Source organism: Agaricicola taiwanensis (genome assembly GCF_014635245.1).
GTDB lineage: Bacteria > Pseudomonadota > Alphaproteobacteria > Rhizobiales > Methylopilaceae > Agaricicola > Agaricicola taiwanensis.
The window spans coordinates 88132-112511 of the sequence record NZ_BMCP01000003.1 but is presented as its reverse complement, the minus strand read 5'-3'; the positions used below and the strand labels follow the sequence as shown (position 1 = coordinate 112511).

Sequence of the window (24380 nt, the reverse complement as noted above, 5' to 3'; positions counted from 1 at the left end):
GGTCACAGGCTGCTGCGGCAAACCCGCTGGCACCTCACGTTTTAGGGATCGTGCAACCGGGCGGCCAGGGCAGGCGTTTCATTTTGCGGCGCCCGGTGCCATGTTAGGCGCATCCACCAGTATGGAGATCTCAATGACCTGGACGACACCTACGATCACTGAAATCCGCTGCGGCATGGAAGTGACCAGCTACGAGTCGGCAGATATCGACACCATCGATTGAGCCGGATTAAAGCCGGCCAATGAGAGTCCTGATCCTGGGCTCGGCGGCGGGTGGCGGCTTTCCGCAGTGGAACTGCCGTTGCCCGGTCTGCCAGCTTGCCTGGAATGGTGATCCACGGGTCACCCCCCGCACGCAGTCCGCCATTGCCGTCAGCGCGGACGGATCAAGCTGGGGTTTGATCAACGCGTCGCCCGACCTTCGCCAGCAGATCCTGTCGCAGCCCATGCTGCACCCGCGCCACGCCGGCCGCCACAGTCCCATTGCCAGCGTTCTCATCACCAACGGCGAAGTCGATCACATCGCCGGCCTTCTCAATTTGCGCGAACGCCAGGGCTTCACCCTGTTCGCCGCGCCCGAGACACAAAGCCTCCTGGCGGCAAATCCCATCTTTCGTGTGCTCGACCCCGAGAAGGTGAGACACAAGGCAATCAGGCTGGAGGAAGCCTTTGCCCTCGTCGAAGGGATAGAGGTCACGGCTTTCGCGGTGCCGGGCAAGGTGCCGCTCTATATGGAGGACGCGTCGGACGCGGCGGAGCCTGAGGATGTGATCGGCCTGGAGGTCACGGGCGACGGCCAGCGCCTTCTCCACATTCCCAACTGCGCGCGCGTCACGGATGACCTGCGTGCGCGGATTGAAGGCGCCGATCTGCTGCTCTTCGATGGCACGACCTTCACCGATGATGAGATGCCGAGGCTGGGGCTTTCTCCCAAGACGGCGGGGCGCATGGGGCATGTCGCCATGGACGGTCCGACTGGATCGCTTGCGGCCCTCGCCGGTGTCATGGCGAAGCGGAAAGCCTATATCCACATCAACAACACCAATCCGGTGCTGATCGACGGTTCGCCCGAGCGCCGCCGTGTCGAAGCCGCCGGCTGGACCGTTGCGCATGACGGCATGGAGTTTCGCCTGTGACCACCCTCATGTCCCCCGACGAACTGGAGGCCGCGCTGCGGCAGGTCGGCGCGGAGCGTTACCACAACCGCCATCCGTTCCATCACCGCATGCGCGACGGCCGCTGCACGCGCGATGAGATCGCGGCCTGGGCTCTCAATCGCTACTATTACCAGTCGCAGATCCCCATCAAGGACGCGACCATCATCGCTCGCATGGACGATCCGGCACTGAGGCGGGAGTGGCGCCGCCGGATCATCGATCATGATGGCAATTCCGATGCAGACCGCGATGGCGGCATCGCCCGCTGGCTCGCCCTGACCGATGCCATGGGCTTCACGCGGGAGGAAGTCACCTCGACCAGGCTGATCCTTCCGGCGACACGTTTCGCGGTCGATGCCTATGTGAATTTCTGCGCCAAGCGCTCGCTCCTGGAGGCGATCGCCTCGTCGCTGACGGAGCTGTTCTCGCCCGAGATCATCGGCGAGCGCACCGCCGGCATGCTGGCGCATTACGACTTCATCACATCAGACACGCTCTCCTATTTCACCGAGCGGCCGCCCCAGGCGCAGCGCGATTCCGACTTCACCCTCGCCTATGTGCGCGAGCACGCCCGCACCCCCGAACATCAGCACGCGATCATCGCCGCGCTCGAATTCAAGACAGGAGTGTTGTGGGCGCAGCTCGACGCTCTCTGGCATGCCTATGTGGAAGGCCATGTGCCGCCCGGCGCCTGGAAACCGGACCCATGAGCGCGGTAACGCTTGAAAAGATGCCGAAGCTCGGCCGCGGCGTGCGTTTGCATGAGGACCGCGTGCGCGGCACCTGGGTGCTGCTCGCCCCGGAAAGCATGATCGAGGCAAATCCCGTCGCCATGGAAATCCTCAAGCGCTGCACCGGAAGCCTGCGCGTCGAGGCCATCGTCGATGAGTTGGCTGCTCTGTTCAATGCCGACCACGCTCGCATCGAGGCCGATGTCGTGGCCTTTCTCGATCAGCTCTCCGCCAAACGCTTGGTGGAGCTATGAACGCGGCACTGCCCTATCCGACCGGCCTGCTGGCGGAGCTGACGCACCGCTGTCCGCTGGGCTGCCCCTATTGCTCCAACCCGCTGGAACTCGCATCGCGCGATCAGGAGCTCGATACCCCGACCTGGCAGCGCATCTTTTCAGAGGCCGCGGCGCTCGGCGTACTGCAGGTGCATCTGTCCGGCGGCGAACCTCTGGCGCGGCGCGATCTCACCGAACTCGTCGCCCATTGCGCGGCTGAAAGGCTCTACACCAATCTGATCACGTCGGGCGTCGGCCTGACCGAGGCGCGGCTCGAGGCCCTGAAGAAGGCAGGACTCGATCATGTGCAGCTCTCGGTCCAGGACGCCAATGCCGAAAGCGCCGACCATATTGCCGGCTATCGCGGTGCCTTTGAGCGCAAACGGCAGGTGGCGCAATGGGTGGTCGCCAGCGGCCTGCCGCTGACCATCAACGCCGTCATCCATCGCGCCAATGTCACACGGGCCGCCGCCATGGTGGATCTTGCCGTCCAAATGGGTGCAGGCCGGGTGGAGATCGCCCATGCGCAATATTACGGCTGGGCGCTGCGCAATCGCGACATGCTGCTGCCAAGCGGCGAGGATGCGCGCGCGGCAGTGGCCGAGATCGAGACCCTGAAGCCGCGCTATGCCGATGTCATCACCATCGACCACGTCATTCCCGATTACTATGCCCGCTTCCCCAAGGTCTGCATGGGAGGATGGGGACGCCGGACGCTGAATGTCGTGCCAACCGGCAAGGTGCTGCCCTGCCATGCCGCCGAGACCATACCGGGACTTGAGTTCTGGTCAGCCGCCGATCGTTCGCTCGCGGACATCTGGGCCAATGCGCCGGCGTTCCAGGCCTTTCGCGGCACGGACTGGATGCAGGAGCCTTGCCGGAGCTGCGACCGGCGCGACAAGGACTTCGGCGGCTGCCGCTGCCAGGCCATGGCCCTGGCGGGCGACGCGCGCGCCACCGACCCTGCCTGCAGCAGGTCTCCTCACCATGCTTTGATGGCCGAGATCCGGTTCGCGACGCCAACCGAAGCGCCAGGCGTCTATCGATACCGCCGCTAAGGCAGCGTCCCTGTCGATGCGTCGCGGTCGCCCTGCCGAGGCGTGTTCAAGGGCCCCTCTCCGGAACTTCAATGGCCTTGGGCTGTTGTTTTAGAAACATTCCATCGGAGAGGCCTGATGAGCAGCCGAAACCTGCAGCAAGGCGATGTGCCGATCGTCATGACGATCAACGGCGATCGCCTCGAACTCCATGTCTCGCCCTGGACCACCCTCCTCGATCTCCTGCGGGATCATCTCCACCTCACCGGCACCAAGAAGGGCTGCGATCATGGCCAGTGCGGTGCCTGCACCGTGCTGATCGACGGGAGGCGCATCAACTCCTGCCTCGTCTTCGCGGTGATGCGCGATGGTGCCGAGGTCACCACCATCGAGGGCCTTGCCAAGGATGACAGCCTGCATCCCCTGCAGGAGGCCTTCATCGAGCGCGACGCCTTCCAATGCGGGTACTGCACCCCCGGCCAGATCTGCTCGGCGGCAGGCCTGCTCGCCGAGGACCGTGCCCACAGCCGTGAGGAAATCCGCGAGCACATGAGCGGCAACATCTGCCGCTGCGGCGCCTACACCAACATCGTCGATGCCATCGAAGATGTCATGGCGCAGGAACAATCCCAGCAGAAGGCGAAAGTGGCATGAAGCGCTTCGAGTATATCCGCGCGGAAAGCATCGATGACGCGATCGCCGCGATCGCCGCCGTTCCCGATGCACGCGCTGTCGCCGGCGGGACCAACCTCATCGACCTCATGAAGTATGATGTGGCGCAGCCGTCGCGCCTCGTCGACATCAACCGCCTGCCCCTCGACACCATCGAGGAAACCTCTGAAGGCGGGCTCAAGATCGGGGCACTCGTCACCAACTCGGCCCTTGCCTGGGACACGCGGGTGGAAGAGCATTTCCCGCTGCTCTCAAGCGCCATCCTCGCCGGCGCCTCACCGCAGCTGCGCAATGCCGCAACCACGGGCGGCAACCTCCTGCAGCGCACCCGATGCTATTATTTCTACGATGCCTGCACGCCGTGCAACAAACGCGAACCCGGCTCAGGCTGCCCGGCGATCCCCGGCGTCAATCGCATCCACGCCATATTGGGCACAAGCGACGCCTGCATCGCCACCCATCCGTCGGACATGTGCGTCGCACTCGCCGCCCTGGACGCGACCGTTCATGTGGCAGGACCTGGTGGCACCAGGACCATTCCCTTTGCCGACTTCCATCGGCTGCCAGGAGATCAGCCCGAGCTCGACAACACCATGAGACACGGCGAGCTGATCACGGCAGTGGAAGTGCCGCCGTCACGCTTCGGTGCCCACCACACCTACCTGAAGATCCGCGACCGGCTTTCCTATGCCTTCGCGCTCGTCTCCGTTGCGGCCGCCCTCACGCTCGACGGCGACAGGATCGTGGAGGCCCGGGTGGCCATGGGCGGGGTCGCCCATAAGCCGTGGCGGGACCGGCTCGCCGAGGCCGATCTCGCGGGCAAGCAGGCCGATGCGGCCGCCTTCCAGGACTTTGCTGATCAGGTTCTGGAGGGAGCGGTCGGCTACGGCCACAACAGCTTCAAGATCGATCTTGCCCGCCGCGCCATGGTGAGGGCGCTGGAACAGGCCGCCGCCGGGACACCGCAGCGACAGACCGACAAGCGCATCAACTGACGGAGGCAGCCATGGACACTCTGATCACCCACATCGGCCGTCCCACGCGCCGTGTCGACGGGCAGCTGAAGGTGACCGGCCGCGCCAAATACGCAGCCGAATATGACGCGCCGGGCCTGCTGCACGGCGCCATTGTCTCCAGCTCCATTCCGGCCGGACGCATCGTCAGGATTCACACGGACAAGGCCAAGGCCTTTCCCGGTGTGGTCGAAATCTTCACGCATGAAAACCGGGGCAAGGCCGCCTGGCTCGACTACAAGTGGAGGGACCAGGTCGCGCCTCCGGGCCATCCGTTCCGGCCGCTGCATTCCGACCGGGTGGTTTTCGACGGACAGCCTATCGCACTGGTCGTGGCGGAGAGCTATGAGGCCGCGCGTGACGCGGCCACGCTCGTTCATGCCGATTATCAGCCGGACGAACACCGCACCGACCTCCTGGTGGAGCGCGAGCGTTCCTATCAGCCGCCGAAGAAGCGCAGCGGTGTTCCGAAGCCTCCCAGTCCGCGCGGCGATGCCGAGGGTGCCTTCGACCAAGCGCCGGTCAAGCTTGCGAACACCTACCGGATCGCCGCCGAGCACCACAACCCGATGGAGCTCTTTGCAACAACCTGCGTGCGCGGCGGCGACGGCAAGCTCACCCTCTATGAAAAGACCCAGGGCTCGCAGAACAGCCAGTCCTATGTGACCTCCGTCTTCGGGCTGAAGAGCGATGATGTGGAGGTGATCAACCACTATGTGGGCGGCGCCTTCGGATCGGGCCTGCGCCCGCAGCATCAGCTGTTCTTCGCCGTGATGGCCAGCCTGGAGTTGGAGCGCTCGGTTCGTGTGAGCCTGACGCGCGATCAGATGTTCCACATCGGCTACCGGCCCGAGATCCTCCAGACCGTGGGCCTTGCCTGCGATGCGGAAGGGCGATTGCAGGCTGTCATGCATGACGCCACCGCCGGCACCTCGCACTTCGAGGATTATCAGGAGAACGTCGTCAATTGGTCGGGCCTGCTCTACCGCTGCGACAACGTCCGCCTCTCCTATGAGTTGGCGAAGCTCAACACCTACACACCCTGCGACATGCGCGCGCCCGGTGCGGCGAGCGGCGTGACGGCGCTGGAGTGCGCGATGGACGAACTGGCCTATGCCGCCAGGATCGATCCCCTGGAATTGCGCCGCATAAACTTCGCCACGCGGGATGAGAACGACAACAAGGAGCTGACCTCCAAGGCTTTGGATGCCTGCTACGATGAGGGCGCCGCGGCCTTTGGTTGGGACAAGCGCAGCTTCGAGCCTCGCTCCATGCGCGACGGCCGCGACCTGATCGGCTGGGGCATGGCGACCGGTGTCTGGGAAGCCAGCATGCAGAAGACCGTGGCCACGGCGAAGCTGAGCGCCAACGGCCATCTTGAGATTGCAACCGCCTCCTCCGACATTGGCACCGGCACCTGGACGATCCTTACCCAGATCGGCGCCGACGCCCTCGGCCTGCCGCTGGAAGCCGTCACGGCACGCATCGGCGAATCCGGCCTGCCCGCCTCTCCCATCGAAGGCGGCTCCTGGACCGCGGCATCCGCCGGCTCCGCTGTCCAGGCGGCCTGCGACGAAGTCAGAAAGAGCCTGTTGAAGCAGGCGGCCGGCCTGCCCGGCTCACCTCTTGCCGATGCCTCACCCGAGGATGTGCGGCTGAATGCCGGCCGCCTGGAACTGAAGGCTGATCCCTCCCGGGGCATCAGTATCGGCGAGATCATGACGGCCTCCGGGATCGGCGAGATCGAGGAAGAGGGAAAGGCCGCGCCCGACAAACTGCAGATGCTGAAATATGTCAGCTATACCCATTCAGCCATTTTCGCCGAAGTGGCGGTGGATGAAGAACTGGGCGTGATCCGCGTCACCCGCGTCGTCTGCGCCACGGCGGCCGGCCGTATCCTCAACCCGAAAACCGCGCGCAGCCAGATTCTTGGCGGTGTCGTTATGGGCATCGGCATGGCACTGCACGAAGAGGCCATGACCGATCACCATCTGGGCCGCGTCATGAACCACAACATCGCCGAGTATCATATGCCGGTGAACGCGGACATCCACGACATCGAGGTGATCTTCGTCGCGGAGCATGACGACAAGGCTAGCCCCATCGGTGTGAAAGGCCTGGGCGAGATCGGCATCGTCGGCACTGCCGCCGCCGTCGCCAATGCTGTTTTCCATGCCACGGGAAAGAGGATCAGAGACTTTCCAATGACGCTCGACAAGGTTCTGCAGAATTGAGGCACCGGCCGTTCGCAACGCGATCAGGATTGGCTAAAACTCGAGGCAAAATGAGAACAATACAACCGCACAACCTGAGCGACTCGCGACATGAGCGGGGTGAAGGACTTTATCCAAAAAATTAATAATGGCCAAAATTCCAAGAGCTACAACGGTTAAACCACATACTACTACGAAAGAATAAACAGCAGAGGTTGGACAACCAAAGATTGTATGTTCTAGGGGCTCCCGGAACGACGCGTGACAAGCGCGCATATCACTCGGAGCTCTCATGGCATACAACGACATCACGAAAATGAAGCCTTCATCGACACTATGGGTGAAGGCGGGCGCCTCTAACGGCAACGGATCGGAAGGCCGTCCTTACGGTACGATTCAGGAGGCCGTTAACAAGGCCGATCCAGGCACGGCCATCATGGTTCGTGAGGGCAATTACAAGGAAAACATCAGGTTCTCCGCCACTGGCGGCGGCACGGACAGCAAGCCCATCTGGCTCTTGTCGGCCGATGGCCCTGGCGAGGCGCAGATCACGGCGAAATCGTCGTCCGCGCCGGTGATCAAGGCACTGGGCACCGACAATGTGATGATCGACGGCTTCACCCTGAAGGGCGGAACCAACGGCATTCAGTTCTCCCAGTCGGGCAAGGACTTTAGCAACATCGTGAAGAATGTGGTGGTGTCCAACAACACCATCGTGTCCTCCAAGGAGGACGGCATCAAGATCAGCCAGGCTGACAACGTTCGCATCCTCAATAACGAGATCACCGGTTCCGGCGATCAGGGCATCGACTTCGTCGCGGTCAATGACTCCAAGATCTCCGGCAATGAGGTGGCCAACATCAAGGGATCCTCGGCGGTTTTCGCAAAAGGCGGCTCGACTAACGTCGATATCACCGGAAACTATGTCCATGACGTCAAGGCCGACGGCATCATACTCGGCGGTTGGACGGACAAGAGCGTGTTCCGCCCCGGCTTCAACAAGTACGAAGCGAAGGACATCAAGGTCAGCGGAAACTATGTGGATGATGTGGGCAAGCGCCCCGTCAATGTTCTTGGCGCCGTCGATTCCGAAATCTCGGGCAACACGCTGCATACCAATCCCGATTACTACACCGCGATCGGGGTTGATCGAGGAAGCCCTAACTGGTCATCCTCGTTCTACAGCCGCGACGTCCTGATCAAGAACAATGTGTTCGACCGTTCCGATCGCCTGCTCGCGATTCAGAAGGGCAACGGCGACGATGTCGTCTTTACCGGCAACAAGACCAGCAGCAAGGTCTCCTTCTCCACCGACAGCGTTGGGCCGAAGGACGGCAAGGTGAGTTCCCCGGCACCTGAACCCGCGGAACCTGAAAAGGTGTCCGGCGGATCTTCCGGGTCGGACACATCCGATAAGCCGGATACATCAAAGACCCCGGATACATCGAAGACCCCCGAGACGTCTGACACCTCCGGGATGAAGGTTGCCTCCGGCGGCAACGACAACATCTTCATCAAAACAGGCACTGGCGCGGCTGTGGACGGTGGCGCCGGAACCGACACACTGCGTATCGACGATGGAAAGAAGCCGGTCGACATCTCGATCGACCTCAGCGACACAGGCAAGATCCACAAACTGGAGGATGGAACCGTCTTCACCAACGTGGAGAAGCTGAAGGTCTATAACGGCGACAGTTCCGGCACGCTTGATGTGACCGGCGGCAAGCTGGAGGACATCATCTTCGGCGGCAAGGCCAAGGACACCATCAATGGTGCGGGCGGCAACGACTGGCTCAAGGGCGGGTCCGGCGACAAGATCATGGGCGGAGCAGGAAACGACCGCCTCGAGATCAGCGGGTCCGGCTTCAAGGTCGACGGCGGCAGCGGAACGGACAAGCTGACCATCAGCGGCAAGACTGTGGTGGCTGAAAACGGCATCGACAACGTCGAAAAGATCTATTTGGCCGCAGGCGCCAATGTCGACTTCTCGGCACTGGAGGAAAGCGTCCAGATTTCGAAGACCACCGGTGCCAAGGCCGGCGTGACGGTGACCGGAACGGACTTCAACGACCGCATCAGTGGCACCGACCACAAGGATGTGCTCACCGGCGGCGAAGGGAACGACACCATCTATGGCAATGGTGGCTCAGACGTTGTTGTCTTCAGCGGCGAGCGGGACGATTACAGCTTCTCGAAGGCTAAAAACGGCGGCATCATCGTAACTGATCTGCACGGCTCCGATGGCCGCGACACAATCTATCAGGTCGAGCAATTCCACTTCAGTGACGGAAACCTCACCACCGCCACGATCTTCTGACGGCCGTTCTCCCCTCCGCTCGGCTGCGGCCATGCCCCCTGAGCAGACCGTGCATCTCGTCACATCTCCGTGACCTCTTGTGGAGCGCCCTTCCCGGCGCTCCGCAACAACTGGCACGCAAGGGCCCTACCTCGCCTCCAAAGAGCGCGGCACAACCGGAAATTGCGTCGCTCTGGCGGCAGGTCGCAACCGGAAGCCAACATCCAAAAAACTAGGACAGCCTTACTGACTGTTGGGCGGAGCCGGTATCGGGAACTTGGCCGATCCCGGCCAACCCTTGCAGATGTTATCAATCTGCCATAAGAAACCTTCTTCTGACCGTAAAGGTTAGCGCAGTTAAACTTAGGTTGTATAGCGACTAAAACATACAACCGCTACTGGGCATCCAAGACGTTCTGCTCTATCTCTAAAATTGTCACAGCAACTTTAGAGAGAAAATAGCGTGTCCCGAACAATAGTTCCGGGACCTGCGCCGCAGCACGCGCGCAACTCTCTCGGAGCCAGTATGGCCTACAACGACATTACGAAGATGACCCCGACCTCGACCATCTGGGTGCAGGCGGGGGCCGCAGCAGGCGGCGATGGAAGCCAGGATCGCCCTTTCAGCACAATCCAGCAAGCCGTCAGCAGCGCAAATCCCGGCACAGCCATCATGGTGCGCGCGGGAACCTATGTTGAGAACGTGAAGCTGCCGATCAGTGCCGGAACCGATACCGCGCCGATCTGGCTGGTGTCGGCTGACGGGATCGGCGCCGCCCACATCATAGCCAAGTCGGCGACCGCGCCTGTCATCAAAGGCTTAGGCACGGACAACTACATGATCGATGGCTTCACCATCGAAGGCGGCAGCAACGGCATCCAGCTTTCGCAGTCCGGCAGCGCCTTCACAAACATGGTGCAGAACATCGTCCTGTCGAACAACACCATTATCAATTCTCGCGATGATGGCATTAAGATCAGCCAGGCTGACAACGTGCAGATCCTGCACAACAACATTGTTGCTTCGGGCGACCAGGGTATCGACTTCGTCGCGGTGAACGACTCCACCATTATCGGCAACGAGGTCTCTCGCATCACCGGCGCCTCGGCGATCTTCGCCAAGGGTGGCTCGACCAATGTCGAGATCTCCGGAAACTACGTCCACGACGTGGCGGTCGACGGCATCATCCTCGGCGGCTGGACGGAGCAGAAGTTCTTTCGCCCGGGATTTGATACCTACGAGGCCAAGAACATCACCGTCAGCGGCAACTATGTGGAAGGCGTCGGCAAACGCCCGGTGAACATCCTGGGCGCGATTGAATCGGAAGTGTCGGGCAACATCCTTCACGGCAATCCGGATTATCCAACGGTCGTAAACATAGAGAATGGCAGTCCGAGCTGGACGGATCTCTTCAACAGCCACGACATTCTGATCGAGAACAATGTATTCGATCGCACCAAGGGCCTGCTGACCGCGGCCGTTGGGAATCGCGAGAATATCGTGTTCATCGGCAATGCGACCGACGGCCAGGGATCGTTCGATTTCGCATCCGTCGGTCCGGGCGCTCAATCCTCCGAACTACCGGACGCCGCTCCGCCCCCGGCAGTGTTTACCCCCGAAGAGAGCGCAACCCTGAAGGGCTCCTCCTCCGCCGATATCTTCGACGGCGGCGATGTTAACAATAAGATCGCCGGCAGAGGCGGTGCTGATCTGGTTCTGGCCGATGGTGGCAATGACCAGATCTTCATGACGACCGGCAAAGGCGCCTTCTTCGTCGACGGCGGCGAGGGCATCGACACCCTTCGCCTCGACGCTGGCGATACCGCCGTCAATCTCTCGCTGGACCTGAGCTACATCACCAAGGTGCATGTCCTCTCCGATGGGTCGGCCTTCACCAATGTGGAGCAGCTGAAGATCTATTATGGCGGAAGCACCGGTACGCTCAATGTAACCGGCGGTGAGCTCAGCGACATCATCTTCGGTGGGGAGGGCAAGGACATCATCTACGGCGGTGGCGGCAACGACTGGCTGCGCGGCGGCACCGGCGACAAGCTGTATGGCGGCGCCGGCAACGACCGGCTGGAAATCTCCGGCACCAGCCTCAAGGTGGACGGCGGCGCCGGAACCGACACGCTGACCATCAGCGGCAAGACCGTCTTCTCCGCCACCAGCCTGTCGAGCATCGAGAAGTTCTTTATGACCGGCGGCGCCGACATCGACTTCTCAGCCGTGACGAAGGGTGTGATGGTCTTTGCGACGGATGATGCCGACGCGGGCGTGACCGTGACCGGCACCAACGGGAACGACGCCTTCCGAGGCACCAACTTCGCGGACCAGATCTTCGCGAGCTTCGGCAACGACGCCATCAAGGGCTATGCCGGTGACGACTACATCAATGGCGGCGACGGCAATGACACGCTGACCGGCGGCGCCGGGAATGACACCATCTACGGCGGCGGAGACTTCGACACCGTCGTGTTCTCCGGCAAGATGTCCGACTACAGCATCTCCCGCACCGACACCGGCGATTTCCTGGTGAGCGACCTCGTGGGCGATGATGGCCAGGATGCCATCTTCCAGGTCGAACAGTTCACCTTCAGCGACGGCTATCTGGTGACCTCCACCATCCTGTAAGCAGCCACGAAAAGGAAAAGGCCCGCCGTCGTGCGGGCCTTTAATGCGCGAATGCATGAGAAAACCGGCGCCTGTGAGGCGCCGGGTTTCAAAATCGTTCGAATATCAGGAGATAACTCTCGATCGAGCGAGAGCTTCGATGGGCGCGGCCTCGCCGCGGCGGCGAGGTTTCCCGCGATAAGCGATCACGCAACCGGCCAAGAAGGCGAGCGTGCTGCCACAGACCATGGACACGACCAGCGACAGGATGAAATGGCCACTCGGCATGAGGACGAATCCACAGCCGGCGCCGACGACAGCAGCCAGGATAATCAGCATGTTGGACTAGAGGCTCCGGCTCAGTTCAGCGTGCGATCGCGTTCGCGCGGTACCGCGGGATGTGCCGGAAGCATCTGGCTCTCCGGACGGTTCGCATAGGCCATCATGTAATCATGAGCCGCTGAAAGACTAAGCTTGATGCGCGTCTGTCCGTCGCTGCATTTGCGGCGGGCATAGCCGCTGGCAATGGCACGGTCGCGCGCAGTACTTGCGTCACATCCGAACAAGTCGCCAGCTTCCTCGTAGGTCAGCCAAATCTGTGGCATGTCTGTCAACTCCTGTTGATGGGGTGACATTAGCCGCAAGGAATAAACGAAGTGGTGATAAACAAACCTAATGATTTATTCTCGGAGAAGATAAAGATATATTATACCCCTCTTCATCATTCATTAAGCGCCTGATATCAATCTTGAAAAAAGAATTACATAAAAATTTATACATCCATGGGGTGGTATCGTCTTTAGTATTGTCGGTAACTTTTCAGTTCAGCCAGAGCAGCTTCAAGCTTCTCGGTCGCCGCTTCCAGTCTCCCGGCGTCGCTGAGATGGCCGGGCTCGGAGGCCAGACGCCGTAGCTGCTCCGCCGCGCGATCGATCATCCGCTCGTCCCAGGCTCGTGTCAGCGCACTGTCTCGCAGGGCTCTCAGAGGGCGTTGCACAGCGCGCCAGAACAATTCCCGGACTTGGTCCAGGGCCCGCCCCATCCTGCCTCTCCGCGATCTGTAATCGCGATATTCAGCCGCCAAGAGGGCAACCGCCTCATCATGCGGCAGGTCGGCCGGGATTTCGATCTGGTGGCTGCGTCCGGCAAGGCGCGTTGCCCAATGCGTCAGGCATTCGCTGACGCAGCTGAACCGGAGCTTGGACGGCCGGTAGTCCGCTCCGACCGCCAGTGACCAATCCATCCATTTCAGCGTGCTGATGGCGGCGGTGGTGATCAGCGGGCGCCAGGGAACCCGCAAACTGTCCGCCACGATGGCCGCATGCATGGCGTCTGCCAGCACAAGCTCCGCCTGGTTGATGGCGGCCAGGGTGCGGCGGGAATCGTCGCGAGGGTCGAGATAGGTGACGCCGGCCCGGCGGCAGACCTCGTCCCATCTGGCGTAATTGACCACCGACAGATGCGGCATGAAAACGACGCCGCGGCGCTGTTCCGGCGCGTTCTGGAACGCCGGCAGGCGGCGCAGCAGGATGGCGCTATCGCCGGCGACCGCCTCCTTCGGCAGATCCCAGATGCGAGCCGTCACCGGGCCGCGCACGGCGTGAACATGCCAGCTCCCGTCGCGCACCGGCACCTCGCCATAGCCCATGCCGGATCCGATCACATGCTTCTGCCAGTCCCCCGGCGGCAGCGGGATGCCGAGGATCGTGCCGATGCCGATCAGGAGCTGGCCATCGTCCTGCCCTCGCGGCAGCTCCGGCCAAAGCTCCTGCCATATCCAGTCATTGAGGTCGTCGCCGAAGTTCCCGTCCTTGGCCTGGAAGAAGAATATCCTCACGGTGTCACTCCGCCACGGCGCCGGAGCCGGTTTTTCGCGCGCGGCGCATCTGCTGGAACTCATCCCACAGTCCCATGACGAAACGACGGAAGAGGAGGAGCAGGATGCCGGCATAGACGGCGACGCCGGCCGCGATCAGGGCAAACAAATGCAGCAGGGTGCCGCCATGGTCGAACAGCCAGATCCAGCTGGCCCAGACCGAAGCGGCCATGATCAGCGCCGAAAGCAGGGCCGGCGCGATGGCACTGAGCGTCTCGGCCGGTGAGATGCCCACCGCCCGCCGGATCGACCACATGTTGAGCAGCGCCATGATGGTGGCCCGCGCCACATGCGCGGCAATCACGGCATAGATGGACCACTGCGACGCGGCGTAGGTCAATGTGATGCTGAGCACGAGCTGGAACAGGCCCTGGCGCAGAACCCAGTTGGCATGCCCGACGGCGGTCATCAGCGGCACGAAGAAATAGTTTATCGTCGCCGCCACCGCGATGGGGCTGAGCGCCTGCATCAAAGGGGCCGACGGCATCCACCTTTCGCCGAAGACGATGGGCAGCGCCACATGCGCGACGGATCCCACACCGAAGCAGATCGGAAAGATGCTGAGCGAGGCCAGAGCCGTCATCTTCAGATAGGCTCGCTTCAGCCGCGCCGGCTCGTCCCGCAGCCGGCTGAATGTCGCCAGCGCGACGTTGACCACCGGAATGATCGAGAACTGCATGATGAAGTCGAAGGAGCGCCACGCGATCCTGAGATAGCCGAGGGCGACCGGCCCCATGAAGAAGCCGACCATGACGTCGATCAGCCTGACGTTCGCGGTATTGAGAAGGGTTGCGACCGCGACCTTGGCGCCAAAGGCCAATGTCGGGAAGAGCGGCTGGTCACCCGTGCGCGGCCGAAAATCAATGGCGGGGACCCATCTGACGGAGGCCCACAACAGGACGTTCTGCGCGAGCTGATTGGTCAGGCGCTGGACCACGAGCGCGTAGACGCCCCAGCCGGCGAACGCCGCGATCACGCCGGCAAGCCCCCCGACCAGCATTCCCACGATGCTGCGCAGTGCGAGCTCCTTGTATCTGAAATCGCGGCGCAATCGCGCCTCGGGGATGGCGCTGAGATTCTGCAGCCAGCAGACCGGTGCGAGAGCCACCAGCACCATGACAAGCTCCGGCACCCGGAAAAAGGCGCTGATGGGCGGTGCCGCCAGCATGACCAGCCCCATGAGGGCCAGTCCGATGAGCTGCAGCACCCAGAACAGGCGGCCGCAGAGACGATCGTCGATTTCCTCCCGCTGGACGAGGGCTTCCACCTGTCCCACGCGGCCGATCGTCGCCAGGACATCAACCACCAGCAAGGCCATGGCGATGACGCCGAAATCTTCCGGCGGAAGCAACCTGGCCAAGAAAACAAAGAAAAGGAAGCCGATGATCTGCTGGCCCCCATTTGTCATGAGGCTCCAGAAACTTGCGCCGAGCGCCCTGCGGCCATAGGCCATTCGGTAAATCCTGAGTGAACTAGTCCATTTTGTTTAGCAGACTTTTAACGGACATCTGGTCAGATGCACGATCCTGCCATATTTTTTCCTCGGTTGGTCTGGGAGCGACCATTGGGCTAGGGGAGTGTGGCATATGCGCGAGGATAAGATCCCGCAGATTTGCGTTGTCGTGCCCGTTTTCAACAAGGCTGCGCATTTGGACCGCTGCTTCGGGTCCATCTTCAAGCAGACCCTGCAGCCTGCGCGGATCATCGCTGTCGATGATGCCTCCACCGACAACAGCGTCGAAATCCTCCGCCGCCTCGCGCGGCCGAACGTGACGATCATCGAACGGCCGGCGCCGAACCAGGGGCCGGGCTTTGCGCGCAACACCGGCATTCGCGCCGCCGATGGCGAATGGATCGCCTTCCTTGACGCCGATGACGAATGGAAGCCGGATTTCCTGGAAACGGTCGCCCGGCAGATCGCGCAGGCGGACGAGGATGTTTCCTGCATCTTCACCGGCTTCGAAAACAGCTATGGCGATCGGAAGACGCCGCATGAATTCGTCCGGCGTTATGGATATCGCGGACCGGACCGGCTTGATCTGGAAGATTTCATCATGGCCTGGCTGCGCACCAAACGGTGCCCGGCTCATACCTCGTCGATCGTTATCCGCAAAAGGGTCTTGGAGGCGGTCGGCATGTTTCCGGAAGGACCGACGGCCCAGCGCGGGGAGGATATCGCCCTGTGGCTGAAATGCGTGGCTCACGGCGACGCCCTGGTTGATCCGACCATTTGTGCCGTCTACCACCGGGACGCCGAGAACATGGTGACCGGCCGGGTCTCCGCGAACCGTGCTCCTGCCATCTGTGAGGTGATCCGCCGTCTCCTGCCCCAGCGCTCGCAAGGCGAGCGCCGGCTGCTGAAACGGCTCAACAATCACATCATCTTCGATTATGCCCGCATCGCCGTGCGCAGCGAGCCGCTCGATCTCAGAATGATGCAGCAACTCTACATCACGCCGGATGTCGGCCGCACCATGGCTCTGATGGCCGTGGCCGCCACGCGCGCCGCTTATTTCCGGCCTGAAGGATGGCATGGCGCATAGGCCCCAAGCTTGTTCGATTGGACTATCGTATACGCTTGCTTTTAAGCTGCTTCTATAGCAATCCTTCAGCGGATTGCTAAGGAGTCGCAGATGCCGCAGGATGAACACCCGACCATATCCGTCGTTGTTCCTGTACATAACAAGGCATCTCATCTGGCGCGTTCATTTAATTCGATTTTCGAACAAACCTATCCGGCCGCCGAAATCATTGCGGTCGACGACGTATCCACGGACAACAGCCGCGCAATACTGCGCCAGATGTCTCATCCGAAACTGAAAGTCATCGAACGCGACGCCGATCCGGCCGGCCCCGGAGGCGCGCGGAATGTCGGCATTCGTGCCGCCACAGGCGACTGGGTCGCCTTTCTCGACGCCGATGACGAATGGAAGCCGGATTTCCTGGAAACGATTGCTGCAGAGGCCGCGCGCGCCGATGAAGGTGTGGCCTGCATCTTCACCGGTTTCGAAGATGACTACAACGGCCGGCGCAATCCTCATCTCTATGTTGCCAGCAAAGGCGCGCTGGGTGTTCAGCGGCTGAACCTCAAGACCTATATCACCGATTGGCTCGAGACCCGCCGCAGCCCCATTCATACATCATCCGTCGTCATTCGCCGCCGCGTCCTCGAAGCCGTCGGAATGTTCCCCGAGGGGCCCAACGCGCGGCGCGGGCAGGACATCGCCCTGTGGCTGAAGACGGTTGCCTATGGCGATGCGATCTTCAAGCCGGCCATCGGGGCCACCTATTACCGCGAAGCCGAGAACATGGTCACCAAGACCGTGTCGGCCAACATGCGGCCGGTCATCTGCACCATCATTCGTGATCTGCTGCCAACGCGCACGCCGGACGAGCAGAGGCTCCTGGAACGGCTGAACAACCATATCATCTATGATTATGCGCGGATCGCCACCCGCTCCGAGCGCTTCAATTTCGGCCTGATGCGCAACCTTTACCCCACACGCGACATCCGCAAGTCCATGGCGCTCCTGGCCATGATCATGATGCCGCCCGCTGTGCGTCGTTCGCTGCGAGGCTTACGCGGCCGGACGCCGGCCCTTTAACTTCGCCAGCGCCGGTCCGGCCAGCGGCTCCAGGTCCTGCCAGACCACGCGCATGTATTTGCGGAAGAACAGGGCGAGAACCGCAGCGTAGATGACCGCGCCCAGCGGCACGAGCATGGCGAGCGACAGCAGCCGGTCGTGATCCTGCAGCACATAGTAGCGCAGCCCATAGACGGTCAGCCCCATGATGACGGCGGCGAAGAAGGTCGGGAAGACGTCGGCCAACACCCGCGATGGCGGCAGGCCCACCGCTTTTTTCAGGAGCGTCAGCGTCGGGATCACGCCGACATAGGCGCGCGCGGCGAAGCCGATGGCGAGCACGACCGTGCCGAACGGCGCGGTGCAGAGGCAGACGATTATGTTGGACAGGAGCGTCAGCAAGCTGCGCATGGAAGCCAGGTGCGTCTTGCCGGCGGCAGCCAGCAGCGGCTGGACGAAATAGCTGACGGCCGCGGCGCCGCCGAACAGAGCGAGCGCCGACATGATCACGCCGCTCTCCGCCCACCGCTCTCCAAAAAGAAGGATGACCAGATCACGCCCAAGCGCGGCCATGCCATAGAAGGCGGGGAAAGCGACCAGCGATACGGCGCGGGTAACACCGCGATAGCCCCGCACCAGCGCCTCCTCTCCCTCAAGGCGGGAGAAGCCGGCAATGGCGGTCCGCTGCATGGGCGTGATGGTGAGATCGAACAGGATGTTCACCATCCGGCCGCCGACCTTGTAGAAGCCCACCGCGACCGGGCTGATGATCAGGCCGGCCAGAAGCTCGGGCACGCGGCGGTTTATCTGACCGAAAACAGCCGAAGCACCGAGATGAATGCCGAACTTGAACATGGCGACGAACTTGTCGCGATGGAACGTCCAGCGTGGCCTCCATGGCGTCGCCTGCCAGATGATGATCGTCTGGATCACTGAATTGGCGATCCGGTTGATCACCAGCGCCCAGACGCCGAAGCCCGCGAAGGCCAGCAGGACGCCGATGATCCCGGCGCCTGTGGTGGCAAGGGCGGTTCGCTTGGCCAGATTCTTGAACTGGAAGTCGCGCTGGAGCTTCGCCTCGTGTGTTGCGCGCATCGCATCGATGACAAGGGAGACCGAAAGCGCCGCAAGGATAACATCGAGATTCTCACCATAAGTGCCGGTCAGGGCGTAGCCCAGCCCTCCTCCAACGGCGAGAGCCAGCACAATGGAGAAACCGATATTGCCCCAGAAGGCGGTCGAGGCGGCGTCTTCATCCCAGACCTTGTCCTTGATCAGCGCCGTGGGAAGTCCCGCCAGGGCGACCGACCGGCTGAGCTCGATGAAGACGCTGGCGAAAGCCACGATGCCGAAATCGACCGGCCCAAGCAGGCGGGCGAGGATCGCAAAGATGATGAAGCTCGCGATGTTGGAGACACCCTGGCCCAGAAAAAACCAGAGCGATCCCACCGCGAATTTCTTCTTCACGCCGGCCATCGGCAGCCTTTCATCATATCGTTGTCTGGCAAAGCGATCTCGGCCGCCTCAGGAGCGGGTGGGAACGCCGCCGAGCTGGAGGCGGGCCAACTCCTTGAGAGAGATCATCCAGATTCGCATCAGAAGCCCCAGGAGTTCGATCCGCTCGACGAAAGTGAGGCCGGAGGCGCGCAGGATCTTGCGCACGCGGGTGATGAAGCTGCGCGTTTCGACTTTCGCCCTGCGCAGCGCCTTGAACCGACCGGTCTCGGAGGCCCAGCGGCCGCCCACGACCCGCCGGATCTTGCCCGTAATCTCATGCACCTGTGCGCGCGCCGGGTGATGCACCACCGCATCCGCGACATAGATGGTGCGGCGGCCGGAGCGCGAAATCGTGCCGGACAGCGCATAATCACCGCCGGACCTCAACTCGCTGTTGAAGCCGCCCATGCTCAGAAGGAGGTCCTTGCGGCAGAACCAATTCGCCGTGATGGCATAACCGTTCGCGGCGTTCTCGTCCTGCCGCATGGACAGGTGGCGTTCATAATTCAGGCAGGCCCGGCTGTAATCGCCCTCAGGTTCGCGGAACGCGACCCGCCCGGCAGCAACGCCGACATCCTCCCGATCCTTGACGGCGGCCAGTCCCCGCTCGAGCCATTCCCGATCGGGGATGCAGTCGGAATCGGTGAAGGCGACGTAAATGCCTCTTGCATGAGCAAGCCCCGTGTTCCGCGCGGCATAGGACCCCGGCTTGTCCTCGCGAAGCAGAATGACACCTGCATATTCAGATACCACGGCCGCGGTGCCATCGGTGGAGCCGTTGTCGATGACGATGATCTCGAACTGCTCCGGCGCAAGTGACTGCGCGAGCAGGGCATCGAGGCACAAGCCGATGCGGCGCTCGTCGTTCCAGACCGGCACCAGAACCGAAATCTGCGGAAGACTCATGCGGCCGCCCGTTTTTCGATGACCCCGAAGACTTTATCCCACATGGCCCTCGACAGCGCGCGCTGATGTTCGCTTGCAGCTTTCAGCCGGGACCGCGCCCCCGCCGTCAGTGCGGTCTCGAAAAAAGAGGTGATGCGGCTGTCGATGTCGGTCTCAGCCGACATGTCGATCACGAACTCGGGGCAGCCATAGTCCTTCAGGAGCTCCTGGTATTTATGGGACCAGCCGCAGGCAAGACTCGGCACACCCGCCGACAGGGCGCTGACGAGCCCGTGAAAGCGCGATGAGGTGATCGCGTCGGCATGCGAGATCACGGCCTTGGTTTCGAGCGGGTCGAGACCGGCGATGACATCGACGGGGCTGTTCCTCCGGTTGTTCACTTCCTCCGCGAGCGCCTCGTCGCCCCTGCCCTCATGGATGAGGAAGGCGGGACGGTGGCCATGAGCGACGGCAGCGGCAACGACCTTCTGGAGAAAATCGAGATACTGCTCGCGGATTGCCTCACCCTTTGACTGGATCACCTTGGCATTGGGAACCACCAGGGTTGCCCCGGCGTGCTGCTGAAGCCGCGATGGCAGGTCGGGCTTGAGCAGATTGGTGAAATCCGGCGCCAGATGCAGATTGGGCGGGTCTCCCACCACCCCCTTCAGGTAGGCAAGAGACGTTTCGTCACGCGCGAACACCAGATCGGCCTTGTCGAAGATCCTCCTCAGGAGCGGCGCGAAACCTGGTTTCTCGAATGCCCCCCAGGCCTGCGGCAGCAGGATCACGCTCTTGCCGGCACGTTTCCAGGACGCGATGTGATCCGCCATCCGGCTGGCCATTTTTTGAGCCCCCCAAAAATCGCCGTAGGCAAATCCGGAGGCATCCAGAACGATGTCGATATCACGTTCAGCGAGAATTCCGAGCCGGTGCAGGATGGACCGGGGAACCCGCTCGCCGCCATAGCGCAACGCCATGTTACGCTTGCTGTTCATGGCACGCGGCAGCACGCCCCAGGCGCCAAGCTTGAGCCGCTCCTGAGGGCGGACGTCGATGGACATCGCGTAGTTCACGTCACCGTAGCGCGCGTCGAACTGCTGGCGGATGGCCTCGAACATCAGCCCTGCGCCACGATTTGCCGGATCGACGCCAAGAATTTCGATATTCATAGGATATTGAACTCCCGCAGTTCCTCCAGATCACGCTTGGCCGAAAAGGGGACGAGACCTGTCGGCTCCGGCCACCCATAGGCGATCAGCATGACGACACGTTCATCGTCATCCAGGTTCAGGAGCGCTTTCATGTTGGATTCAGCCGGCTCTTCATCCGCCCAATTGATGGCACAGGACGCGATGCCCATGGATTCCAGCGCGAACATGAAGGACATGGCCGCAAGGGAGCCGTCGATGTAGATGATGTGGCGATCACGCTCCAGCGGATAGGCGCGCAGGCGGCCGACGATGACCGCAACCGCCGGAACGCCGTTGCCGAAACCCTTGGTGCCGGCGGGCAGCGAGATGATCTTCTGCACCAGCTCCCGGTCATCGAACAGCCGGAAGACAAAGGGCTGGCGGTTGCAGGCGCTGGGTGATTGAGCGGCAACGGCGATTGCCTTGTCGACCATGTCCCTGGGGACCGGCCGGTCCTGATAGGACCTGACCGAGCGGCGGCGGACCGACAGAGCCGTTAACTGATCAATGGTTGCCGGTTCCACCGTCAGATCACGGGCGAAGGGCACGAACCGCCGGTTGGCCCGGCGCGCGCAACGTTCAAACCGGCTGCGCGCCGCCAGGAATTTCTGATGGCATTCGTTCAGACGCGGATGGCTTAGATCTACGGCGTCAAAATAGTCGCTGAGTACGTCGTGGGCCCAGATCAATTCGGAGCCGGCGTCGGTGCCCTCTTCATAGGCGGAGACAACACGGGCAAAATCATCGACGGTGGGGACGATATAATCCAGCGCGAAGATGCTGCGCCGGTTGGGCATGATCAGCCCCTTTTCCAGTCTGTGTATGTTGCGCCGCAAACGAAACGAGCTGCGGGAGGCTTCCGTCAGGTCGCGGGCAAACCGGGCCTTGCCGGCGGCGACGCCGCGATGTTCGCGGTCGAACGACGTGTTGATCGCGAAATAATAGAAGCCGCTCGAGCGCGGCGACCCTGTGGATATCGAACGATCCCAACTGGTGGTGGTCGCCCGCCAGCGCTGCCAGAGCGACTGCGCAGGTGTCTTCAGAAAGCCTGGAAGATGAGTTTTCAGCGCATTTTTGATCGACATCAATCGGCCCATGAGGAAGGTGTGAGACGATGCGATGATCTCTGCGCAACCGTTACGCCTTGCGACGGCATGCTGCCCAAAGGCTTTGGCATCCGAGCGGAAAACCGCCGGAACGCGCAGATCAGCTCCGAAGACATGGCGGCCGTCCTTGGTTGCATCGCAACATCGAGCCACCCAGGCCTAACGCTCCCGGCGAGGTTTGGCAAGCAAGGGATCGTCCGACCGAGGAGGCATTGGGCGCACACCAAAAGCCCGAAAAACGCCAAATCAACGGCAGCCGGCACGCTTCTCCCTTTGGGGAGGGATACTTTGAATATGCTTTCGCCAATGAAAAACCCCCACAGCAAACTGTGGGGGTTTTTCAGAACGTTGTGGAGCTCGACAGATATCAGGCGAAAACGTCGAAATTGACGTATTTGCCCGATCCCGAGAAATAGACCGACTCGAAATTGGCGACCGTATCGGTGCCCTGCGCAGCCGAGGTGAACTGGTAGTAGCCGTCGTCGAGTGCAGTGACCGTATAGTCGCTGCGGACGCCGCCGAGCACCAGCGTGTCCCTGCCGGCGCCGCCATCGAGGAAGTCGTCACCCTTGCCGCCGCCGAGCCGATCATCACCCTCGCCGCCGAAGATGGTGTCGTTGCCGCCACCGCCATGCAGCAGGTCGTTGAGAGCGCCGCCTGTCAGTGTGTCGTTGCCGAAGCCGCCTTCAAACTGGATGCGCTCGACATTCACGACCGACGTACCGTCGGCGAGCACCTGCTTCACCGAGGGATCGGAGATGTCGATGACGAAGTCCACGGTTTCGGTGGCACGATCGATCTTTGCAAAGTCGATACCGTCGCCGCCGTCGATCTGATCCGCGCCCCAGTTGGATTGGCTGTAGATCTTGTCGTCGCCAGCCCCGGCCCAGATCTGGTCGAAGCCCGTGCCGCCGTTGATGGTGTCATTGCCATCGCCGCCCCAGATCCGGTCGTCACCGCCGTTGCCGTTCAGCGCATCGTCACCGCCGAAGCCCTTGATGTAATCATTGCCGGCTTCGCCTGAGATCGTATCACCTGCCGCGCCGCCGATGATCGTATCGTTGACCTTGGAGCCGGTGATGGTGATGCCCTCACCGTCGGCCTTGGATTCGATCGCGAAGATCTGGAGGCCATGACCGTTGGCTTTGAAATTCAGATCCGCGCCATCGGTTACCATGACCTTCTCGAAATTCACGACCGAGCCTTCGCCGAACACGCCGGTGCCGGAGATGGTGATGCGATCATAGCCTTCGCCGCCGTCTGCCTTCAGGGCAGCGCCGGTGAGGAACACCTGATCGTCGCCCTCGCCGCCGAGCAGCGTGTCGCCGGCCTTGCCCTTGAGCACATCGTTGCCGCCGGCGCCATCGAACACGCTGGTGCCGACACCGCCCCACAGGACGTCGAACCCGGCGCCGCCCGTAACGGTGCTGAGACCGGAGCCGCCGGTGAACTTCAGTGCCTCGAAGTTGCGGAAGGTCGTGCCGTCGGACAGCGTCTGCCAGTCGGCGTTGTTGGTCAGGTCGATCGTGACGTCATCGGAGGTGAAGGCGCGGTCGAAGTGAATGGTGTCGATACCCTCGCCGCCATCGGCGGTATCGGGGCCCTGCACCGCACGAGCATAAACGAAGTCATCGCCAGCGCCGCCATCGATGTAGTCGGAATCGGCGCCACCGTTCAGATAATCGTCGCCCTCGCCACCGAACAGGAAGTCGCTGCCGGCGCCACCGCGGAGCGTGTCATCGCCGCCGTAGCCGAAAAGAAAGTCGCTTCCGCCGAGGCCCTCGATCGTGTCGTCGTTTTCGGTTCCATAAAGTAGATCATTGCCGGTGGTTCCGGGAATAACGGCCATATGTTCGCTCCCTCGCTTGCCCCCGCGTCGCTGGCACCGACGTTCGGTACCGGGACTGCGGACAGCGGATTCCTATTGTTAATGCCGTATCCAGACAACAGGTAAAATGCTGCCCAATAGGTTGCAAAACTAGGATCGAACGCACGTATTGGACATCGCGCATGACCGCCCTAGGAGGCAAAAGTCTCCCCTCAGGGGAAAGGAAACAAGCGGTGGCTCCGCGACCCGAAAATCAGCCTAAGACCTTTCCGCACACACGAATTTTGTTGTTTGCAGCGTGCGGGGGAAATCAACCCTTCTTATGTTCCATAATAGAAGAGCTAACTGTTGCGAATGCAACCCTTGCGCGATGCGGTAAAGAACGCATGGCAGGCATGCGCCA

The 24380-nt window shown here is 61.9% G+C and carries 21 protein-coding genes; 12 read left to right on the top strand and 9 right to left on the bottom strand.

The window, feature by feature from the left end; all coding sequences use genetic code 11:
• Positions 1-133: 133 nt before the first annotated feature.
• The 10 genes from pqqA (at position 134) to IEV58_RS13875 (ending at position 12029) form a co-directional block, all read left to right on the top strand.
• Positions 134-223 (top strand): pyrroloquinoline quinone precursor peptide PqqA, encoded by a 90-nt coding sequence (gene pqqA / locus IEV58_RS13920; protein ID WP_188410406.1) that lies wholly within the window; start codon positions 134-136, stop codon positions 221-223.
• Positions 224-242: 19 nt separating this feature from the next.
• Complete coding sequence (pqqB, locus tag IEV58_RS13915) at positions 243-1136, top strand: pyrroloquinoline quinone biosynthesis protein PqqB (RefSeq protein WP_188410405.1); 894 nt, start codon at positions 243-245, stop codon at positions 1134-1136.
• Between the two features lie 8 nt (positions 1137-1144).
• Positions 1145-1867: a pyrroloquinoline-quinone synthase PqqC gene (pqqC, locus tag IEV58_RS13910; RefSeq protein ID WP_188410490.1), complete on the top strand. Its 723-nt coding sequence runs from the start codon at positions 1145-1147 to the stop codon at positions 1865-1867.
• Complete coding sequence (gene pqqD, locus IEV58_RS13905) at positions 1864-2142, top strand: pyrroloquinoline quinone biosynthesis peptide chaperone PqqD (RefSeq protein WP_188410404.1); 279 nt, start codon at positions 1864-1866, stop codon at positions 2140-2142. The genes pqqC and pqqD overlap by 4 nt, the downstream gene beginning before the upstream one ends.
• Positions 2139-3221: a pyrroloquinoline quinone biosynthesis protein PqqE gene (gene pqqE, locus IEV58_RS13900; RefSeq protein ID WP_188410403.1), complete on the top strand. Its 1083-nt coding sequence runs from the start codon at positions 2139-2141 to the stop codon at positions 3219-3221. Before pqqD ends, pqqE begins: the two co-directional genes overlap by 4 nt.
• Before the next feature lie 117 nt (positions 3222-3338).
• The gene (locus IEV58_RS13895) at positions 3339-3854 is read left to right on the top strand and encodes a (2Fe-2S)-binding protein (RefSeq protein ID WP_188410402.1); all 516 of its coding nucleotides are present in this window, start codon (positions 3339-3341) and stop codon (positions 3852-3854) included.
• Positions 3851-4867 (top strand): FAD binding domain-containing protein, encoded by a 1017-nt coding sequence (locus IEV58_RS13890; RefSeq protein ID WP_188410401.1) that lies wholly within the window; start codon positions 3851-3853, stop codon positions 4865-4867. Before IEV58_RS13895 ends, IEV58_RS13890 begins: the two co-directional genes overlap by 4 nt.
• Positions 4868-4878: 11 nt before the next feature.
• Entirely contained in the window at positions 4879-7119 is a 2241-nt protein-coding gene (locus tag IEV58_RS13885) for a xanthine dehydrogenase family protein molybdopterin-binding subunit (RefSeq protein ID WP_188410400.1), read from the top strand.
• Positions 7120-7390: 271 nt separating this feature from the next.
• Positions 7391-9415: a right-handed parallel beta-helix repeat-containing protein gene (locus IEV58_RS13880; protein WP_229729443.1), complete on the top strand. Its 2025-nt coding sequence runs from the start codon at positions 7391-7393 to the stop codon at positions 9413-9415.
• A gap of 505 nt (positions 9416-9920) precedes the next feature.
• Positions 9921-12029: a right-handed parallel beta-helix repeat-containing protein gene (locus IEV58_RS13875; RefSeq protein WP_188410398.1), complete on the top strand. Its 2109-nt coding sequence runs from the start codon at positions 9921-9923 to the stop codon at positions 12027-12029.
• Between the two features lie 105 nt (positions 12030-12134).
• On the opposite strand, the gene IEV58_RS13870 is transcribed toward IEV58_RS13875, so the two are convergent.
• The 4 genes from IEV58_RS13870 to IEV58_RS13855 form a co-directional block, all read right to left on the bottom strand.
• Positions 12135-12347, bottom strand: coding sequence for a hypothetical protein (locus tag IEV58_RS13870; protein WP_188410397.1), 213 nt, complete (start codon positions 12345-12347; stop codon positions 12135-12137).
• A 20-nt stretch (positions 12348-12367) separates the two neighbouring features.
• Complete coding sequence (locus tag IEV58_RS13865; RefSeq protein ID WP_188410396.1) at positions 12368-12613, bottom strand: hypothetical protein; 246 nt, start codon at positions 12611-12613, stop codon at positions 12368-12370.
• Positions 12614-12807: 194 nt separating this feature from the next.
• Positions 12808-13845 (bottom strand): glycosyltransferase family protein, encoded by a 1038-nt coding sequence (locus tag IEV58_RS13860; protein WP_188410395.1) that lies wholly within the window; start codon positions 13843-13845, stop codon positions 12808-12810.
• A 4-nt stretch (positions 13846-13849) separates the two neighbouring features.
• Positions 13850-15337, bottom strand: a complete 1488-nt coding sequence (locus IEV58_RS13855) for a lipopolysaccharide biosynthesis protein (RefSeq protein ID WP_188410394.1) — start codon at positions 15335-15337, stop codon at positions 13850-13852.
• Positions 15338-15470: 133 nt separating this feature from the next.
• Here IEV58_RS13855 and IEV58_RS13850 point away from each other — a divergent pair, with 133 nt between their 5' ends.
• On the top strand, positions 15471-16427 hold the full coding sequence (locus tag IEV58_RS13850) for a glycosyltransferase family 2 protein (RefSeq protein WP_188410393.1): 957 nt from the start codon (positions 15471-15473) through the stop codon (positions 16425-16427).
• A 54-nt stretch (positions 16428-16481) separates the two neighbouring features.
• The gene (locus tag IEV58_RS13845; protein ID WP_503826556.1) at positions 16482-17489 is read left to right on the top strand and encodes a glycosyltransferase family 2 protein; all 1008 of its coding nucleotides are present in this window, start codon (positions 16482-16484) and stop codon (positions 17487-17489) included.
• On the opposite strand, the gene IEV58_RS13840 is transcribed toward IEV58_RS13845, so the two are convergent.
• From IEV58_RS13840 to IEV58_RS13820, 5 genes are all read right to left on the bottom strand, one after another.
• A complete protein-coding gene (locus IEV58_RS13840) occupies positions 17463-18944 on the bottom strand; it encodes a lipopolysaccharide biosynthesis protein (protein ID WP_229729442.1) in 1482 nt (493 codons plus the stop codon). The genes IEV58_RS13845 and IEV58_RS13840 overlap by 27 nt on opposite strands.
• 48 nt (positions 18945-18992) lie before the next feature.
• Entirely contained in the window at positions 18993-19871 is an 879-nt protein-coding gene (locus tag IEV58_RS13835; protein WP_188410390.1) for a glycosyltransferase family 2 protein, read from the bottom strand.
• Positions 19868-21022, bottom strand: coding sequence for a polysaccharide pyruvyl transferase family protein (locus IEV58_RS13830; protein ID WP_188410389.1), 1155 nt, complete (start codon positions 21020-21022; stop codon positions 19868-19870). Before IEV58_RS13830 ends, IEV58_RS13835 begins: the two co-directional genes overlap by 4 nt.
• Positions 21019-22128: a nitroreductase family protein gene (locus tag IEV58_RS13825; protein ID WP_188410388.1), complete on the bottom strand. Its 1110-nt coding sequence runs from the start codon at positions 22126-22128 to the stop codon at positions 21019-21021. The genes IEV58_RS13830 and IEV58_RS13825 overlap by 4 nt, the downstream gene beginning before the upstream one ends.
• 388 nt (positions 22129-22516) lie before the next feature.
• The gene (locus IEV58_RS13820; RefSeq protein ID WP_188410387.1) at positions 22517-23998 is read right to left on the bottom strand and encodes a calcium-binding protein; all 1482 of its coding nucleotides are present in this window, start codon (positions 23996-23998) and stop codon (positions 22517-22519) included.
• Positions 23999-24380: the final 382 nt, after the last annotated feature.

Bases quoted from the DNA above. Each gene is read 5' to 3' on its own strand.
- pqqA (WP_188410406.1), top strand. From the start codon at position 134: ATGACCTGGACGACACCTACGATCACTGAAATCCGCTGCGGCATGGAA.
- pqqB (WP_188410405.1), top strand. From the start codon at position 243: ATGAGAGTCCTGATCCTGGGCTCGGCGGCGGGTGGCGGCTTTCCGCAG.
- pqqC (WP_188410490.1), top strand. From the start codon at position 1,145: ATGTCCCCCGACGAACTGGAGGCCGCGCTGCGGCAGGTCGGCGCGGAG.
- pqqD (WP_188410404.1), top strand. From the start codon at position 1,864: ATGAGCGCGGTAACGCTTGAAAAGATGCCGAAGCTCGGCCGCGGCGTG.
- pqqE (WP_188410403.1), top strand. From the start codon at position 2,139: ATGAACGCGGCACTGCCCTATCCGACCGGCCTGCTGGCGGAGCTGACG.
- IEV58_RS13895 (WP_188410402.1), top strand. From the start codon at position 3,339: ATGAGCAGCCGAAACCTGCAGCAAGGCGATGTGCCGATCGTCATGACG.
- IEV58_RS13890 (WP_188410401.1), top strand. From the start codon at position 3,851: ATGAAGCGCTTCGAGTATATCCGCGCGGAAAGCATCGATGACGCGATC.
- IEV58_RS13885 (WP_188410400.1), top strand. From the start codon at position 4,879: ATGGACACTCTGATCACCCACATCGGCCGTCCCACGCGCCGTGTCGAC.
- IEV58_RS13880 (WP_229729443.1), top strand. From the start codon at position 7,391: ATGGCATACAACGACATCACGAAAATGAAGCCTTCATCGACACTATGG.
- IEV58_RS13875 (WP_188410398.1), top strand. From the start codon at position 9,921: ATGGCCTACAACGACATTACGAAGATGACCCCGACCTCGACCATCTGG.
- IEV58_RS13870 (WP_188410397.1), bottom strand. From the start codon at position 12,347: ATGCTGATTATCCTGGCTGCTGTCGTCGGCGCCGGCTGTGGATTCGTC.
- IEV58_RS13865 (WP_188410396.1), bottom strand. From the start codon at position 12,613: ATGCCACAGATTTGGCTGACCTACGAGGAAGCTGGCGACTTGTTCGGA.
- IEV58_RS13855 (WP_188410394.1), bottom strand. From the start codon at position 15,337: ATGGCCTATGGCCGCAGGGCGCTCGGCGCAAGTTTCTGGAGCCTCATG.
- IEV58_RS13850 (WP_188410393.1), top strand. From the start codon at position 15,471: ATGCGCGAGGATAAGATCCCGCAGATTTGCGTTGTCGTGCCCGTTTTC.
- IEV58_RS13840 (WP_229729442.1), bottom strand. From the start codon at position 18,944: ATGGCCGGCGTGAAGAAGAAATTCGCGGTGGGATCGCTCTGGTTTTTT.
- IEV58_RS13835 (WP_188410390.1), bottom strand. From the start codon at position 19,871: ATGAGTCTTCCGCAGATTTCGGTTCTGGTGCCGGTCTGGAACGACGAG.
- IEV58_RS13830 (WP_188410389.1), bottom strand. From the start codon at position 21,022: ATGAATATCGAAATTCTTGGCGTCGATCCGGCAAATCGTGGCGCAGGG.
- IEV58_RS13825 (WP_188410388.1), bottom strand. From the start codon at position 22,128: ATGTCGATCAAAAATGCGCTGAAAACTCATCTTCCAGGCTTTCTGAAG.
- IEV58_RS13820 (WP_188410387.1), bottom strand. From the start codon at position 23,998: ATGGCCGTTATTCCCGGAACCACCGGCAATGATCTACTTTATGGAACC.